Origin of the sequence: Candidatus Hamiltonella defensa 5AT (Acyrthosiphon pisum) (assembly GCF_000021705.1) — a bacterium.
GTDB classification, from domain to species: Bacteria; Pseudomonadota; Gammaproteobacteria; order Enterobacterales; family Enterobacteriaceae; genus Hamiltonella; species Hamiltonella defendens.
In genome coordinates this window covers 1560337-1577237 of record NC_012751.1, presented here as the reverse complement: position 1 = coordinate 1577237, position 16901 = coordinate 1560337, and the positions used below count along the sequence as shown (strand labels likewise).

Here is a 16901-nt window from a genome sequence, read left to right as displayed (position 1 = left end):
GCTTGTAAAATCAATTCAAATATTTCCAGCCTTTTAACCACACAATCACACCTGAAATATAAAACATCAAGAAAAGAAGCCCAGAATCCATCCATTGTAAGAATACGCCCGCAGTGACTGATATTGACCCAATGTAAAACAAATAACGGGATTTGCGAGACCGCTTTTTTTCTTTTTGAAACTGAGACATAAATTGCTCGACATTGTATTGCCATCTTTTATGCTGCTGCAAACTGTCATACAACAAATCAGGCAGCTCAGGAAATTTTTTTGTCCATGATGGGATCTTTTCTTTGAATTGCGATAATACAGACCTCATTCCTACTTGACTTTTTAACCAATCCTCTAAAAAAGGTTTTGCCGTTGTCCATAAATTAAGCTCAGGATAAAGTTGACGACCGAGTCCTTCGACATATAACAGAGTTTTTTGCAATAAAACCAATTGAGGCTGTATCTTCATATTAAAACGCCTGGCGGTATTAAAAAGATTCACTAAAAAATGACCAAAAGAAATTTCAGCCAAAGGCTTTTTAAAAATAGGTTCGCAAACTGTACGAATAGCGAATTCAAAATCCTCAACATCTGTGTCAATAGGGATCCACCCTGAATCAATATATAATTGCGCCACACGACGATAATCACGATTAAAAAAAGCCAAAAAGTTTTCGGCAAGGTAATGTTTATCTTGTTTATTTAAAGATCCCACAATACCAAAATCAACAGCAATATATTGTGGGTTTTCTGGATTTTCAGCATTAACAAAAATATTACCGGGATGCATATCTGCATGAAAAAAACTGTCTCGAAAGACTTGAGTGAAAAAGACTTGAACTCCTCGTTCAGCGAGCCGCGCCATGTGGGTGCCCTGATTTTGTAGAGTTGCAATATCTGAAACAGGGATGCCATAAATACGCTCCATGACCAGCAGATTTTCACGACAATAATCGAAATAAATTTCAGGAATATAAAGCATCTCATTATTTTCAAAATGACGGCGAAATTGCATGGCATTCGCCGCTTCGCGCAAGAGATTCAATTCATTTAATAACGTTTTTTCATATTCTTTGACGAGCTCTTTAGGGCGTAATTGATACCCAAAAGAAAGTAATTTAGGCAACCATCCGGCTAAACAATACATTAAACTGATGTCGGCTACGATCACGGCGTGAATATCGGGCCGAATCACTTTAAGCACCACTTCTTTTCCATTTTTCTTTAGACGGGCAGTGTGTACTTGAGCAATAGAAGCCGAAGCCAAGGGATTAAGATCAAAATGTTCAAACCAGGTTTCTAATGTGCCACCTAAAGCAGATTCTATTTGTTGGCGAGCAATCAAACCATCAAACGGCTCAACCTGATCTTGCAACAGGGCGAGCTCGTCAATAATATCAGCAGGAAAAAGGTCCCGACGAGTGGATATCATTTGCCCAAATTTAATCCAGACAGGCCCTAATCTTTGGAGAGCCAAACGCAAACGTTCACCGAGTGGCTTATCTTTAGCAAGGGGAAGGATCCAAAAAAATAATTTACAACCCCCTCGTATTGGAAGGGTAAAACGCGTCCGTGGAATGAGTTCATTTAATCCATAATCAAGAAATACTTTAATAATGAAATATAAACGCCCAATATCTTTTAGCGTCATTGATTTTTTTCCATGCGAGATATCCTGGCGTTTAGGGCCTCGACATTGAGTCTAATGGCACAGACCTCTTTTTTAAAAGATTCAACAGCAAGAGAAGGAGGGATGAGTCTCCATTCTTCTGTGATGGCCTCTGATAAATGACGTTTTTTTCGCTTTAAATGAGAAACCACAAAATCATGGCCTTTACAAAGAAACTGTTTCACTGTTTCTGCGACTAAATCGCCGCAATAAGGAGATAAGCATTCCGCGATATCCCATTCCACAAGATCGAGTAACGTGACCGAGTGTTGAATAATCTGAATATCGCCTTCTACCATGATCTTCCCTTCACGTATCAATAAAGATAATGTTTCGCGATTTTTCATCAGTCTGAGCAGAGTATCAAAGCGGGTGATAATCGTACAACCGGCTGAACCAGACCAATCAGTAAAAACATCAATGTGATGTTCAGTGAATAAAAATGATAAAGAGAAACTTAATTCGCCTAACTTCAGACTTAATACTTTCCCTGAGAGACGTGAACGAACTGCATTGATATATTTGTCATGGAATGATGAGCTGTTTAAAACTCTCTCGAGAACAGAAGAAAAAAATATTGCCACCATTTTTGGTTCTGTCTTTTTTTCTTTCTCTAATAACAGCACGAAATAAGCCCTCTCAAAATTTAAAACCGCGGTGTAAAGCGACAATACCGCCCGTTAAATTCGAATAAGTTACCTGCTCAAATCCTGCATTCATCATCATTAATTTGAGCGTGTCTTGATCAGGATGCATTCGGATAGATTCCGCGAGATAACGATAACTTTGTTCATCTTGAGCAACAATTTTTCCCATTTTAGGCAAGACATGGAATGAATAAACATCATAAATTTTTCTTAACCAAGGAAATACAGGCGCTGAAAATTCAAGCACAAGAAGGCGCCCTCCTGGTTTTAATACCCTCAATATTGAAGACAATGCTTTTTCTTTTTCAGTCACATTTCGTAGACCAAAAGCAAACGTAATACAATCAAAGTAATTATCACAAAAGGGTAATGATTCTGCATTCGCTTGAACGTAATGAATATTGTTAATCCTGCCCTGATTTCTTATTTTTTCACGGCCTATCATTAACATGGAGGAATTTATATCTGCCAAAATGACTTCACCTTTTTCACCCGCCATTCTAGAAAATTTTGCTGTAAAATCTCCGGTGCCACCCGCAAGATCCAGGATTTTTTGGCCAGGACGTACCGCACTGGATTCAATAGTAAATCGTTTCCAAAGACGATGAATACCAAATGACATCAGATCGTTCATAAGATCATATTTAGCCGAGACAGAATCAAATATATCTGCGACCATATCGGCTTTTTTATTTTTATCTACAGTACGAAATCCAAAATGAGTCGTATTATTTTCTTTGTGCTGATCAGTCATTTTTAAAACTCTAGATTAACCTATCCAATGAGAGAGCGATTTTATACCGAAAGCGCCAGGGGCTAATACACCGAAGGCCCAAATGAGTGCAGAGGTTATATTAGCTAACTGAAAGTAGTATTGAGACATACCACAAATACCGGCCACCAATGGAATAACAGCACGTAAAGGCCCAAAAAAACGGCCAAGAAAAGCGCCAAAAATACCCCAACGCTCAAAAAATACATGGCCACGTTTTAATAAATAAGGGTAACGAGACAGAGGCCAAATTGTTGCTATTTTGTCGTTATAACGAGCACCAATCCAGTAAGAAAGCCAGTCCCCTAAAAAAGCGCCCAGCACAGCTGCAATATATATTGGCAAAAAAGGAATGGCACTTTGACCTATTAATGCACCCAAACCAAGTAAAATAACAGTCGCCGGAAGTAATAAGGAAACAAACGCGAGTGATTCACCAAAAGCGAGGAAAAAAATGATGGGGATCATCCAAATTTGATGATCAGAAACAAAGTCGGTAATAAATTTTATCATACGATTTAGGTTTTATATTCTCATTGAACTTGAACTGTAAAGAGGTAATAGTGTGAAGCCATTACAAATCTATGCCATCCGTTTACATAGACCTTTATAGCCTAGATTGTTCCGCCGACTGTTAGCGCCTCTAATTTTAATGTTGGCTGCCCAACTCCGACAGCAACACTTTGTCCATTTTTGCCACAGACACCAACGCCTTTGTCTAAAGTTAAATCATTCCCTACCATAGAAATTTGTTGCATAGCTTCAATGCCCGAGCCAATCAAAGTGGCTCCTTTGACAGCATGTGTTATAGATCCGTTTTCAATCAAATAAGCTTCTGAAGTCGAAAATACAAAATCACCAGAAGTAATATCGACTTGTCCACCCCCAAAATTTGGCGCGTAAAGACCATATTCGACGCTGCCAATGATCTCTTCTGGCGTTGATTTCCCTGATAACATATAAGTATTCGTCATACGGGGCATCGGCAAATGGGCATAAGATTGACGACGACCATTACCCGTGGGGGCCACTCCCATCAAACGGGCATTTAATTTATCTTGCATATAGTTTTTTAAAACCCCATTTTCAATCAACACATTGTATTGCCCTGGGACGCCTTCATCATCAATAGCAAGTGAGCCCCTTCGCGCATTTAATGTGCCATCGTCAACCACAGTGCAGAGCTCAGATGCCACCATTTGGCCTATTTTCCCGCTAAATGCAGAGGTTCCCCTACGATTAAAATCAGCTTCTAACCCGTGACCCACCGCTTCATGAAGTAAAACTCCTGGCCACCCGTGACCCAATACGACTGGCATACTACCTGCGGGAGCAGGAAGCGCTGAAAGATTCACTAAAGCTATTCTGACCGCTTCTTTAGCGAACGCCTCTGCTCTGATTTCTCCATTTTCTATCCCTAAAAAATAATCATATCCAAAACGGGCGCCGCCTCCACTGTTCCCTTGTTCACGTTTTCCTTCAGATTCAACGAGCACGTTGACCGATAAACGCACCAATGGTCGTATATCTGCCGCAAGTGTCTCATCTGTTGCGGCCACCAAAATGAGCTCATAAGTGCCACTTAAACTGGCCGTCACTTGCTGAACCCCTTTATAGGCCGCTCGAGCAACTTTATCCACCTGATGCAGGATCGCTATTTTTTCTTCTTGGGGGAGACTTTGTAAGGGATCTAAAGGAGGATAAAGGATAGGATGCGGGTATTTTTTAAATGATACAGATGTCACTTGATGAGGTTGATTTTCTATGTTTCTGGCGGAGCAGGCACTTTTCTGTAGTGTGTTCAATGTAATTTGATCTGCATAAGCAAAACCTGTTTTTTCGCCACTGACAGCCCGTACTCCGACCCCCTGATCTATATGATAAATACCTTCTTTAACAATACTATCTTCAATAATCCAGGCTTCATGATAATTGGATTGAAAATAAAGATCCGCGTAGCTCAGCTTCCGTTCTGATAGCTGGCCTAATACCTGATATAAATGTTGATAATTTAATTTATTAGCAGCAAGTAGCTGCTCACTGACAAAGTTAAGAGGCATATGTATCACTCATTATTTTTTATTGTTAAAAAAAATTACAAAACCTGGTCTACACCGTGATCCTGCGTGACAGGACAGCCATATCCATTAAACAGATGGGGGTGAGATTGTTAAAATATGAAACTGATTTTGAGTATAAAGCGGGTCTATTTTTATTTGAATTTTTTTACCTAATAGGCATTGTATTTTAGCTAATGTCTCCGCTTTTTGGTGCAGAAGAAAATCACTAACACGATTTGACACGTACACTAACATTTGCTGTGAATCAGAAGAATGATGTAGCTGTATCATTTTTCTGAAAATTTCATGACAGACGGTTTCAGGTGATTTAAACCAACCTCTGCCTTCGCAAGTTTGACAGCGATCACAAAGTATCTTTTCAATATTTTCAGTGGTACGTTTGCGAGTGATCTCTATTAATCCTAAGGGTGAAAACTCACCGACCGTTGTTTTGACACGATCTTGATTTAATGCTTTCTTCAACGAAGATAATACGTTTTTTTTATGCTCCTCGTTTTTCATATCAATAAAATCAATAATGATAATACCCCCTAAATTTCGTAGACGTAACTGACGTGCAATCACCCGTGTTGCTTCAATGTTGGTATCAAAGATAGTCTCTTCAAGGTTTTTATAACCGACGAAACCCGCGGTATTAATATCGATGGTTGTCATGGCTTCTGTCTGCTCAATGATCAGGCAACCCCCAGATTTTAATGGCACCTTTTTATTCAACAAGGATTGAATTTCGTTTTCAACATGATAAAAACTAAAGAGTGTCTGATTATTTTTTTTTTCAACAGGATAATGTTCTAATTTAGGGAGCATTTCAGGAATATATTCCTCACTGAATGCTTTCAACGAATTATAGGTTTGTTGATCGTCTATCCTAACGCGATCAAGACTAGCCACTACTGTAAAATCACGTAATATACGTTTTTTCAAAGGGAGCTCGGTATACAAAACGTTTTTGCTGCCGTTTTGTGTTTTTCCTGCAATGATATTTGCCCAAAGCGATTTAAGAAAAGCGGCATCAGACGCCAATGCTTTTTCATCCATTCCTTCAGCGGCAGTGCGGACAATAAAACCGTTTTTTTTATCGCAATAAGACGAAACGATATTTTTTAAACGCTCTCTTTCCTGCTCATTTTCAAGACGTTGAGAAATGGCCACTTCTGGTGTCATGGTTAAAACCAGATAACGCGAAGCTAAAGTAATATGAGTAGTCAGACGAGCCCCTTTGGATCCTAATGGATCTTTTATCACCTGAACCATGACATTTTGCCCCAGATGAATGAGTTCAGCGATGTCTTGTCTTTGATCCTCATTTTCTGGAGGCTTTAATGAAAGAATATCTGAAGCATGAAGAAAAGCCGCTTTTTCAAGCTGAATATCAATAAAGGCCGCTTGCATTCCTGGTAAGATCCGAGTAACACGGCCTTGATAGATATTTCCAACTAAGCCTGTCTTATTTTCATTTTCACGTTCAATGTAAATTTCTTGCAGAATATTGTCATCGATATACGCTACTCTGGTTTCAAAAGGGGTGACATTGATTAATAATTCAGAAGTCACTGTTATTTCTCTTAAATTTTAAGATAATTGTTATTATTGGACCAAAAATTTTCGCCGGGTTTTTCGCATCAATAAAAATAGCCAAGGCCAAACAATACCATTGATGAGGGCATTTGAAAAAATTCCAGTATTAAATGAGACATGAATGATCAAAAACTCGGTCAAAAATACCGTGATGGTCATAATTATAGAGAGCAATATAACAAATAAAGTTTGTTGCCATAATGCCATATTTCGGAATGTCTGAAATTTAATGGTAACCAAATAAGCAATCATACTCATTCCCAATGAATGAATACCCAGAGTAGATCCCAATAAAAGATCTGTGATTAACCCTAAAATAAAACCCGTGCCCAGGTTAACTCGATGAGGTAAAGCCATCACCCAATAAATAAAAATTAAAAGAAGCCACGAGGGTTGAAACATATCAATTTGCTGTGGCCAAGGCATGATTTGCAATATGATTCCAATCAAAAATGATAAATAAATGACCCAGCGCCCACGGCTTTTATAATAGCTCATTGATATTACCTTTTCTGAGAAACAGTCTCAGCTGACTTTGCAGAAGGCATTATTGTGGAATAAGAGGAAATATACCCTCTTTTTATAACATCACTTAATATCATTTTTTTGTAAACCTATATCCATTACCTGGTTTACTGAATTTGGGGATCCAACGGCATATTCGCATGATAATTTTTATCCCATATCAGTAATAAATACCTGAAATTTTTTAAATTTACAGTCGGTCGAGCCGTAATAATGCTGTCTGCTCTCTGAGTGTCGATTTTCACTGAAGAAACAACAGCAACAGGATACCCTTCAGGAAAACGTCCGCCCAAGCCTGAGGTCAACAAAATATCACCATCATGAATATCTGCGTCATTATTGAGATACTCTAGTAGTAGATCGTATTGACATCCTCTACCTACTGCCACAGCTCTAATATCATTACGTAAAACCTGTACGGGTATGGCGTGTGATGTATCACAAATCAAGAGCACTCGGCTGGTCAGTTGACTGACACTCATCACCTGGCCGACGACGCCTTTGTCGTTGATCACAGGCTGCCCCTCATAAACACCATGAAAGCTTCCCTTATCAATTACAATTTGATCACTGTAAGGATTACGACTTATCGAAAGCACCTCTGTTATCATTTTTTTTTCTGTTTGAACTAAAGGCGAAGCCATCAGCGCTCGTAGCTGGCTATTTTCTTTTTTTAATTGTTTTAATTTTTCTAAATCAATATTTTTAAGGAAGAGATCCCGACGCAAAGTTTGATTTTCCAGTTCATACTGCTGATGCGTTTTCAGCATTCCCGAGACACGGTCTAATATTTTTCCAGGGGTATTTGTTAAAAAATACAAGGGTGAGACTGCGGTATCAAGATAACGGCGTATTTTAACCAAAGCACCTAATCGAGCATCCAAAATAACCAGTAATATGGCCAGAAAAACAGCACAAAAAAGTCGTAATTCAAGTGACGAATCATGACTAAAAAGACGCCTCATAATGGATGCTTATTCCTCACTAAATAAGTCACCGCCGTGCATATCGATCATTTCCAGGGCTTTTCCTCCTCCACGAGCAACACAGGTCAGAGGATCTTCAGAGACCACCACAGGGATACCTATTTCTTCCATTAATAAGCGTTCAAAATTACGTAATAAAGCTCCCCCGCCTGTTAACACCATCCCACGTTCTGAAATATCAGACGCTAATTCTGGAGGACATTGTTCTAAAGCAACCATGATGGCACTCAGAATACCCGTTAGCGGCTCTTGTAACGCTTCAAGAATTTCGTTTGAATTCAAAGTAAAACCACGTGGTACTCCTTCCGCTAAATTACGGCCTCGAACTTCCATTTCCAGGATTTCATCACAAGGATAGGCAGAGCCGATACCGTGTTTAATTCGCTCGGCTGTGGCTTCACCAATCAAGGAGCCGTAGTTGCGGCGCACGTAATTAATGATCGCTTCATCAAAACGATCACCACCAATACGAACAGAAGAGGAGTAAACGACACCATTTAAGGAAATGACAGCGACTTCAGTAGTACCTCCTCCAATATCAACGACCATGGAGCCTGTTGCTTCAGAAACGGGCAGACCTGCGCCAATAGCGGCTGCCATGGGTTCCTCAATAAGAAATACTTGACGGGCACCGGCTCCTTGAGCCGATTCGCGTATTGCACGACGTTCCACTTGTGTCGCACCGACAGGCACACACACCAATACACGGGGGCTTGGGCGCATAAAACTATTGCTATGAACCTGCTTAATAAAGTACTGGAGCATTTTTTCGGTGACAAAAAAATCGGCGATGACTCCATCTTTCATAGGACGAATGGCCGCGATATTACCCGGAGTGCGTCCCAACATCTGTTTGGCATCAGTACCTACAGCAGCGACTCTTTTAGAGGAGCCGCCTCTATCTTGACGAATAGCAACTACTGAAGGTTCATTCAGTACGATCCCTTGTCCTTTAACATAAATCAGGGTATTGGCGGTACCCAAGTCAATGGATAAATCACTGGAAAACATGCCACGAAATTTCTTAAACATAATGGCGGAAAAGTCCTAAAAATGAAGAGGTCACGAAATTCACCTACTGTATCAGTCAGAAGGGATGCCAACAAGGCCAGAGATGTTAATTAGAGTGAGAATTTAAATGCAATGTCAGCTGATTTTTTAAAATAAAGTTCAAGATAAATAAAAAATAATCCTTAACAGGTAAAAATTGATGACAGCCCTCAGAGGTTTTACAGGGAGCTTAGACATGAAAAATTTAGCGGTTAAAATTCAAAAAATTGAGATCGCCAGAAAATGCTGAATTTTTGCGTTTATCAAATACAGCCCATGGCATCAGAATCGACTTTGAGCAAAGCAGCGCCTTGCAGAACTGATTGTTTTTTCAATTTCTTCAACACCGTGTGCTAATGACATAAAACCTGCCTCAAACGCAGAGGGCGCGAAATAAATCCCTTCTTTAAGCATAAAATAAAAAAAACGTTTAAAACGTTCAATATTGCATTTTTTTACATCTTCATAACAAGTGACTGTTTTCGCATCAGTAAAGAAAAAACCAAACATCCCCCCAAGATGATTAATGATCAAAGGAATATTGTGTTCTTGAGCAGCCTTTTTTAGGTTTAGGACTAATAATGTCGTCAATTCAGTTAATTTTTTATGCAAACCAGGCCGAGCCAATTCTGTTAAGCAGGCAAAACCCGCCGCCATTCCGAGCGGATGGCCTGATAACGTCTCTGCCTGATACACTGGACCTAAAGGCGCCAATATTGACATCACCTCCTTGCGCCCTCCAAAAGCAGCGACAGGCATTCCTCCCCCGATAATTTTTCCTAAACAGGTAAGATCAGGTTTGATATTGTAATACTCTTGAGCGCCTCCTAAAGCCACCCGAAAACCCGTCATCACTTCATCCATAATGAGTAATGCTCCAAATTCATCACATAATTGACGCAATCCAGGCAAGAAATTTTCTGATGGAAGGATGCAGTTCATATTTCCCGCAACGGGCTCTACGATAATAGCCGCTACTTCTTTTGGATAATCCTCCAGGTTTTTTCGGACTGAGCTCAGATCGTTATAGGTACAGATTAAAGTATGTTGAGCAAAATCTTTTGGAACCCCTGGCGAATCAGCTTGCCCTAATGTTAAAGCCCCCGAACCGGCTTTGACGAGTAAACAATCTGAATGACCGTGATAGCAGCCTTCAAATTTGATAATTTTATCTCGTTTTGTGAATCCTCTTGCCAGGCGGATGGCACTCATGGTCGCTTCTGTGCCTGAATTCACCATTCTCACCATATCCATACTGGGCATTAATTGGGTCAATAGTTGCGCCATTTTCACTTCTATTTCAGTGGGTGCTCCAAAACTAATCCCATTTTCAATCGCTTTAGTCAGTGCATCACATATCACCGGATGACGATGTCCCAATATCATCGGCCCCCAAGATCCGACATAATCAATGTAAGCTCGACCGTCTACATCATATAAATAGGCGCCACCTGCTTTTTCTACAAAGAAAGGCTTACCATCCACCCCTTGAAATGCCCGAACTGGAGAATTCACCCCTCCTGGAATAAAACACTGAGCGAGGTCGTATAGTTTATTGGAATCATTCATTTAACAAGTTCCTAATGACTATGAACGTTTATTTTTTATCGCAGAAGCAAACGCATCGCTGAGTGCAGAATTCTTAAAATGACTGATGGGGGCATTTTTAAGAGGTCTTTTTTTGGTCAGTCTCTTTTCTTTTGATTCATTTTCAGAAGCCGTTTTGTCTTTTTTATCAGCGATCTGTTCGTCCAATCGCATGCTCAAAGCAATACGCTTGCGTTCCATATCAATAGAAAGCACCTTAACCTGTACAATGTCGCCCGTTTTGATCAGCTGATGAGGATCTGTCACAAATTGATTAGCCATGGAAGAGATATGCACCAGGCCGTCTTGATGTACACCTATATCAATAAAAGCGCCAAAATGAGTGATGTTAGTAACAGAGCCCTGTAAAATCATGCCTGGAATCAGATCCTTGAGCGTTTCTATCTCATCAGAAAAGATCGGCGTTTTAAACTCAGGTCTCGGATCCCGCCCTGGTTTTTCAAGCTCTTTCAAAATATCGCGCACTGTGGGGAGACCAAATCGGTCATTCACAAAATTCTCTGGATTTAATGATCTTAAAATGGAGATGTTGCCCATCAATTGAGATAAGTGTTGTTTCGTCGATTTCAAAATATTTTCCACTACTGGATAGGCTTCAGGATGAACAGTGGAAGCATCTAAAGGATTGTCTCCATTATTGATGCGCAAAAATCCCGCGCTTTGTTCAAACGCTTTTGGGCCGACTTGGTTAATGTTGAGTAATTGCTGCCGATGAATAAAACGGCCGTTAAGATCACGCCAATTCACGATATTTTTTGCCATGCTTGTGCTTAAGCCAGCCACTCGAGTCAGTAATGGAACGGAGGCGGTATTGAGATCGACGCCCACTGAATTGACACAATCTTCCACCACGGCCGTTAATTTTTTAGCCAACTGCGTTTGGCTGACATCATGCTGATATTGGCCCACCCCAATCGATTTTGGATCGATTTTCACTAATTCAGCCAGAGGATCCTGTAGCCGTCGAGCAATAGAGACAGCACCACGAATAGACACATCTAAATCAGGAAACTCTTCTGCCGCCAGTTCAGAAGCGGAATAAACGGAAGCCCCTGCTTCACTGACAATCACTTTTTGACTGTTTACTTCCGGATACTGCTTTTGAACTTCTGCATAAAAGCGTTCTGTTTCTCGGGATGCCGTTCCGTTCCCAATCGCAACCCATTCTACCTGATGTTCAAGACACAAATGCGCCACTCGGATAGCCGCTTTGGCTGCTTGACCTGTGTGGGGATACACCGTATCGGTCGCGAGCAATTTTCCTGTGGCATCGACTACCGCAATTTTCACCCCGGTTCTTAACCCAGGATCCATTCCCATCGTGGGACGCATCCCTGCAGGGGCCGCCATCAGCAAATCTTTCATATTGAGTGCAAAGACTTCAATGGCTTGTTCTTGGGCCATTTCTCGTACATTCCCCATCAACTCTGTTTCAAGATGGGGGATTATTTTCACACGCCACGCCCATTGCAACACGGTTTTGCGCCAATGATCCGAAGGCGCATTATTAAGCCGAATGTTAAAATGCTCCACCAGAATCGCTTCGCTGGGATCTTCGTCTGAAAGCACCTTTAAAGCCAATTGAAGCACACCTTCACTACGCCCGCGAAATAGCGCGAGCGCACGATGTGAGGGAATTTTTGCAATAGGCTCTTGATAATCAAAATAATCACGAAACTTAGCGCCTACTTCTTCTTTCTCAGGTAAAACCTGAGAAACGAAATGCGCATTTTTCCAAAGATATTGACGCACTTTTGAGAGCAATGCCGCGTCTTCCGAAAAACGCTCCATTAAAATATAACGGGCGCCTTCTAAAGCGGATTTTGTGTCTGTGATGTTTTTTTCAGCATTGATATATTGTTGCGCCAAGATCTCAGGATCTTGATGCGGGTCCTGCCATAACGTTTCGGCAAGAGACTCAAGACCTGCTTCGATCGCAATCTGCCCTTTGGTACGACGCTTCGGTTTGTAAGGCAAATAAAGGTCTTCCAATTCTGCTTTGTTTAGGGTGCTGTTAATCGCATTGGCTAGAGCATCGGTGAGCTTTCCCTGTTCCTCTATCGACTTCAAAATGCTGTGCCGACGATCCGCTAATTCACGCAAATAACCCAACCGGCTTTCTAATAACCGAAGTTGAGTGTCATCTAATCCCCCTGTGATTTCTTTACGATAACGCGCGATAAAAGGAACGGTATTTCCTTCATCTAATAGCTGCACTGCACAAGAAACCTGCTTGGGATCGGCTTTAATTTCTTCTGCAAGAAGATGGTTTAATGAATTCATCATGATTTTTATCATCAACGTAATGGAGCGAAAGAGGAGATTATTTTTATTTATTTTTCATAGTCAGTTACAAAAAAAAGGGGCTAGGTTGAAATAATCGCTCAACATCAGGCACAAATTTTTTATGAGTAATAAACATCACAATATGATCCCCTTGTTGAATGACAGCGTTATTATTGGCAATAATCACTTCATCACCGCGTGCAATAGCCCCAATAACCGTACCCGAAGGAAGCTTAATATCTTTAATTTTACGACCGACGACTTTAGATGTGCTTTCATCACCATGAGCTATCGCCTCAATGGCTTCAGCAACACCACGGCGAAGTGAAAAAACACTCACAATATCTGCTTTGCGCACATGACCCAATAACGCTGAAATAGTGACTTGTTGCGGTGAAATCACAATGTCTATGACGCCGCCCTGCACTAAATCAACGTACGCACTACGTTGAATCAGCACCATGGCTTTTTTAGCGCCCATCTTTTTTGCTAACATGGCTGACATAATATTGTCTTCATCATCATTAGTCACAGCGATAAAAACATCGACTTGCTCTACTTGCTCTTGAGCCAGTAATTCCTGATCAGAGGCATTACCATAATAAACAATCGTATTATTTAACATTTCTGTTAATTCGGTGGCTCTATTTTTGTTACGCTCAATTAATTTAACATAGTAATTTTTTTCTAATTTTAGTGCTAAACCAGCCCCTATATTACCGCCTCCGACTATCATAATCCGTTTGTAAGGTTTTTCTAAACGCTGTAATTCACTTATCACAGCTCGAATGTGTTGCGAAGCGGCCACAAAAAACACTTCATCATTCGCTTCAATAATAGTGGACCCTTGTGGCCGAATCGGTCTATCTTGCCGAAAAATAGCCGCAACCCTTGTGTTGATATGAGGCATACGTTCAGGTAAAGAAGAAAGTGCATTACCGACAAGAGGACCGCCATAATACGCATTTACTGCAACAATACTGATTTTTTTATCAGCAAAATTAATCACTTGCAAAGCCCCAGGATACTCTATGAGCTGATAAATATAATTGATGACTAATTGCTCTGGTGAAATCAGATAATCAACAGGTATGACTTCGGGTTGGAAAAGCTTCGCCGTTTCAAAAATATATTCAGTAGAACGAATACGAGCGATGCGATTGGGTGTGTTAAACAATGAATAAGCCACCTGGCAGGCCATCATATTGATTTCATCAGAATTGGTGACTGCAATTAACATATCTGCATTTTGAGCACCTGCTTCTCTTAATATACGAGGATAAGATCCCTGCCCTTGTATCACTCGTAGATCTAACTTGTCCTGTAGCTCACGCAAGCGGTTGACATCAATGTCAACAACAGTGATATCATTATTTTCGCTCGCCAGGTTTTCTGCCAGTGTTACACCTACCTGCCCTGCTCCAAGAATAATGATTTTCATAATTTTTTATACCCTTGTCACGAGCGCTTGGTGATTTTTGCATAAAAGAAACCATCACCTTCATCAGTTTGGGGCAAGTTTTGTAGACCTATTACTGCTTCATCTTGAATTGTTATGCTTTCTGCATTGAGTTGATGTTTCAAAAATTCGGTGATTTGTTGTTGATTTTCTTCAGGTAAAATAGAACAAGTGCTGTAAAGCAGCATCCCTCCCTGTCTGAGCGTTGGCCAGACAGCTTTGATAATCTCGGATTGTAATTGAGCCAGTGCTGCGATATCACTATCACGCCTGAGCCATTTGATATCAGGATGGCGACGAATAATACCTGTGGCGGAACAAGGCACATCCAGTAAAATTTTATCGAACATTTTTCCTTCATACCATTGCTCAGGTACAAGAGCGTCAGCCACTTTTAGCCTGGCTGATAAATGCAAACGTTGTAAATTTTCTTTTATGCGCTCTAAACGCTTTGCATCGATATCGACCGCTAATACATCAGCACTGGGAGCCCTCTCAAGAATATGAGTTGTTTTAACACCAGGGGCCGCACATAAATCAAGAATATAGTCATCGTTTTGGGGGTCGAGTAAATCAATACATCTTTGAGCCGACACATCCTGGACTGTTGCCCAACCCAGATCAAAACCAGGGAGTTCTTTGACTGAACATGGGGGCAAAATTTGTACTGCGTCAAGGCAAATAGAGTGCGCTTTTGCTTTGATTCCTGATTTTTCTAATTCTGTCAGATATTTTTCTCTAGAATGATGAAGCACATTAACCCTTATCCACATTGGAGGTCTTTCGTTATTCGCCCTCAAAATAGATGGCCATTGTTCAGGATAAGCGGTTTTTATTCGTTGCAATAACCATTGTGGATGTAAATAAGGATCTTGAGCCTCCACTTTTTGAAGTAAGCTTTCTTTTCTCCGCTCAAATTCACGCAGTATCGCGTTTATCAATCCTTTGAATTGTGGATATTTCAAAACAGCAGCCGCTTTCACTGTTTCAGATAAAATAGCATGTGGTGGAATGCGGGTATAAATGAGCTGATATAAGCCAACCATCAGCAAGAAATGCAAAAGACGTTTTTTGGCATTTAACGGGCGTGTCATTAAATGCTTCACACAATGCTCCAACCTTGGCAGCACCCTCAAGGTGCCAAAACACAGTTCCTGGAGCAATGCCTTATCTTTATAAGGGACATGATTCTGTACTTCAGGCAAAACAACACTGAGTGAACGCCCTTTATCTAATACTTGACTGATAATTTGAGCAGCAATAGCGCGAAGATGATATGTATTTTTCATCAGGATAAAAGTTGCTTCCCTATTTGAAACCATTCATTTCTTGAATTGAGAAAATCCCAGGCAGAGATAATTTTTTTACCAGGCAACTGGAATTTCGTCATGTTTAACACACCCTCAGAAGTAAGAATTTGGATCCCGTTTTTATCCGCTTTTAGGACGGTGCCTGGCTGGAGATGAGAAACTTGCTGCGAATCGGGCATGGCTTGAGCTTCCCAGACCTTTATAATTTGTTCATTTATTATGAAATAACTGACAGGCCAGGGGTTAAATGCCCGAACACAGCGTTCTAAATGAGCAGCAGGCAGCAACCAATCGAGGCGCGCTTCTTTTTTAGTTAATTTGTGAGCGTAAGTTGTTTTTTGTTCATCTTGAGTTTCTCCGTGCATTTTGCCTTCAGCCATTTTTTTTAATGTAAGCAATAAATCTTGAGATCCTAATGCGGCCAACTTAGCCTGCAAACTCGCGCCGGTATCATCGGGCTGTATTGGATAAACGGTTTTATACAACATGTTCCCTGTGTCTAATCCTGAATCCATTTGCATAATAGTCACCCCCGTTTCTTGATCTCCTGCCCAAATCGCCCGTTGAATCGGAGCCGCGCCCCGCCAGCGAGGAAGAAGAGAAGGATGCACATTAATGCATCCCAAACGAGGCATGTTCAATACCGCTTGAGGAAGGAGTAAACCATAGGCAACCACGACCATGACATCCGCATCTAAATCAAGGATACTTTGTTGCTCTTCTTTTAAACCGAGTGAATGAGGTTGATAAACGGGAATATGATGTTGGGTGGCCAAGATTTTTACCGGGCTAAAAGCCAGTTTTTTTCCTCTTCCAGCAGGACGATCGGGTTGTGTAAAAACGCCGAGAATTTTTTGTCTATGAGATAATAAATGTTGAAGGTGACAGGCTGAGAAATCTGGTGTCCCTGCAAAAATAATTTTTAAAGATTCGGACACT

At 40.8% G+C, this 16901-nt stretch carries 14 protein-coding genes; all 14 read right to left on the bottom strand.

Annotated elements, in window-relative coordinates; all coding sequences use genetic code 11:
- Positions 1–10: 10 nt before the first annotated feature.
- The 14 genes from ubiB to fmt all read right to left on the bottom strand — a co-directional run bounded on the left by ubiB (position 11) and on the right by fmt (position 16900).
- Positions 11–1642, bottom strand: a complete 1632-nt coding sequence (gene ubiB / locus HDEF_RS07755; RefSeq protein ID WP_015874101.1) for a ubiquinone biosynthesis regulatory protein kinase UbiB — start codon at positions 1640–1642, stop codon at positions 11–13.
- Complete coding sequence (locus tag HDEF_RS07750; RefSeq protein WP_100103461.1) at positions 1639–2286, bottom strand: ubiquinone biosynthesis accessory factor UbiJ; 648 nt, start codon at positions 2284–2286, stop codon at positions 1639–1641. The genes ubiB and HDEF_RS07750 overlap by 4 nt, the downstream gene beginning before the upstream one ends.
- Before the next feature lie 13 nt (positions 2287–2299).
- The gene (gene ubiE, locus HDEF_RS07745) at positions 2300–3061 is read right to left on the bottom strand and encodes a bifunctional demethylmenaquinone methyltransferase/2-methoxy-6-polyprenyl-1,4-benzoquinol methylase UbiE (RefSeq protein WP_015874099.1); all 762 of its coding nucleotides are present in this window, start codon (positions 3059–3061) and stop codon (positions 2300–2302) included.
- 15 nt (positions 3062–3076) lie between these two features.
- Entirely contained in the window at positions 3077–3592 is a 516-nt protein-coding gene (locus tag HDEF_RS07740) for a DedA family protein (protein ID WP_015874098.1), read from the bottom strand.
- Between the two features lie 101 nt (positions 3593–3693).
- Positions 3694–5139 carry a metalloprotease TldD gene (tldD, locus tag HDEF_RS07735; protein ID WP_015874097.1) on the bottom strand — a complete coding sequence of 482 codons (1446 nt, stop codon included), beginning with the start codon at positions 5137–5139 and terminating at the stop codon, positions 3694–3696.
- A gap of 87 nt (positions 5140–5226) precedes the next feature.
- Positions 5227–6714: a ribonuclease G gene (rng, locus tag HDEF_RS07730; RefSeq protein ID WP_015874096.1), complete on the bottom strand. Its 1488-nt coding sequence runs from the start codon at positions 6712–6714 to the stop codon at positions 5227–5229.
- A 33-nt stretch (positions 6715–6747) separates the two neighbouring features.
- Complete coding sequence (gene mreD, locus HDEF_RS07725) at positions 6748–7236, bottom strand: rod shape-determining protein MreD (RefSeq protein ID WP_015874095.1); 489 nt, start codon at positions 7234–7236, stop codon at positions 6748–6750.
- A gap of 134 nt (positions 7237–7370) precedes the next feature.
- Entirely contained in the window at positions 7371–8228 is an 858-nt protein-coding gene (gene mreC / locus HDEF_RS07720) for a rod shape-determining protein MreC (RefSeq protein ID WP_015874094.1), read from the bottom strand.
- Between the two features lie 9 nt (positions 8229–8237).
- Positions 8238–9281, bottom strand: coding sequence for a rod shape-determining protein MreB (gene mreB, locus HDEF_RS07715; RefSeq protein WP_015874093.1), 1044 nt, complete (start codon positions 9279–9281; stop codon positions 8238–8240).
- Between the two features lie 300 nt (positions 9282–9581).
- Positions 9582–10868, bottom strand: coding sequence for a glutamate-1-semialdehyde 2,1-aminomutase (gene hemL / locus HDEF_RS07710; protein WP_015874092.1), 1287 nt, complete (start codon positions 10866–10868; stop codon positions 9582–9584).
- Between the two features lie 18 nt (positions 10869–10886).
- Positions 10887–13193, bottom strand: coding sequence for a Tex family protein (locus HDEF_RS07705; RefSeq protein WP_015874091.1), 2307 nt, complete (start codon positions 13191–13193; stop codon positions 10887–10889).
- Between the two features lie 64 nt (positions 13194–13257).
- Positions 13258–14634: a Trk system potassium transporter TrkA gene (gene trkA / locus HDEF_RS07700; protein WP_015874090.1), complete on the bottom strand. Its 1377-nt coding sequence runs from the start codon at positions 14632–14634 to the stop codon at positions 13258–13260.
- A 17-nt stretch (positions 14635–14651) separates the two neighbouring features.
- Positions 14652–15941, bottom strand: coding sequence for a 16S rRNA (cytosine(967)-C(5))-methyltransferase RsmB (rsmB, locus tag HDEF_RS07695; RefSeq protein ID WP_015874089.1), 1290 nt, complete (start codon positions 15939–15941; stop codon positions 14652–14654).
- Positions 15941–16900 carry a methionyl-tRNA formyltransferase gene (fmt, locus tag HDEF_RS07690; protein WP_015874088.1) on the bottom strand — a complete coding sequence of 320 codons (960 nt, stop codon included), beginning with the start codon at positions 16898–16900 and terminating at the stop codon, positions 15941–15943. The genes rsmB and fmt overlap by 1 nt, the downstream gene beginning before the upstream one ends.
- Position 16901: the final 1 nt, after the last annotated feature.

Excerpts from the sequence above, each read along its gene's own strand:
- ubiB (WP_015874101.1), bottom strand. The coding sequence starts at position 1,642 with ATGACGCTAAAAGATATTGGGCGTTTATATTTCATTATTAAAGTATTT.
- ubiE (WP_015874099.1), bottom strand. The coding sequence starts at position 3,061 with ATGACTGATCAGCACAAAGAAAATAATACGACTCATTTTGGATTTCGT.
- HDEF_RS07740 (WP_015874098.1), bottom strand. The coding sequence starts at position 3,592 with ATGATAAAATTTATTACCGACTTTGTTTCTGATCATCAAATTTGGATG.
- tldD (WP_015874097.1), bottom strand. The coding sequence starts at position 5,139 with ATGCCTCTTAACTTTGTCAGTGAGCAGCTACTTGCTGCTAATAAATTA.
- mreD (WP_015874095.1), bottom strand. The coding sequence starts at position 7,236 with ATGAGCTATTATAAAAGCCGTGGGCGCTGGGTCATTTATTTATCATTT.
- mreC (WP_015874094.1), bottom strand. The coding sequence starts at position 8,228 with ATGAGGCGTCTTTTTAGTCATGATTCGTCACTTGAATTACGACTTTTT.
- mreB (WP_015874093.1), bottom strand. The coding sequence starts at position 9,281 with ATGTTTAAGAAATTTCGTGGCATGTTTTCCAGTGATTTATCCATTGAC.
- hemL (WP_015874092.1), bottom strand. The coding sequence starts at position 10,868 with ATGAATGATTCCAATAAACTATACGACCTCGCTCAGTGTTTTATTCCA.
- HDEF_RS07705 (WP_015874091.1), bottom strand. The coding sequence starts at position 13,193 with ATGATGAATTCATTAAACCATCTTCTTGCAGAAGAAATTAAAGCCGAT.
- trkA (WP_015874090.1), bottom strand. The coding sequence starts at position 14,634 with ATGAAAATCATTATTCTTGGAGCAGGGCAGGTAGGTGTAACACTGGCA.
- rsmB (WP_015874089.1), bottom strand. The coding sequence starts at position 15,941 with ATGAAAAATACATATCATCTTCGCGCTATTGCTGCTCAAATTATCAGT.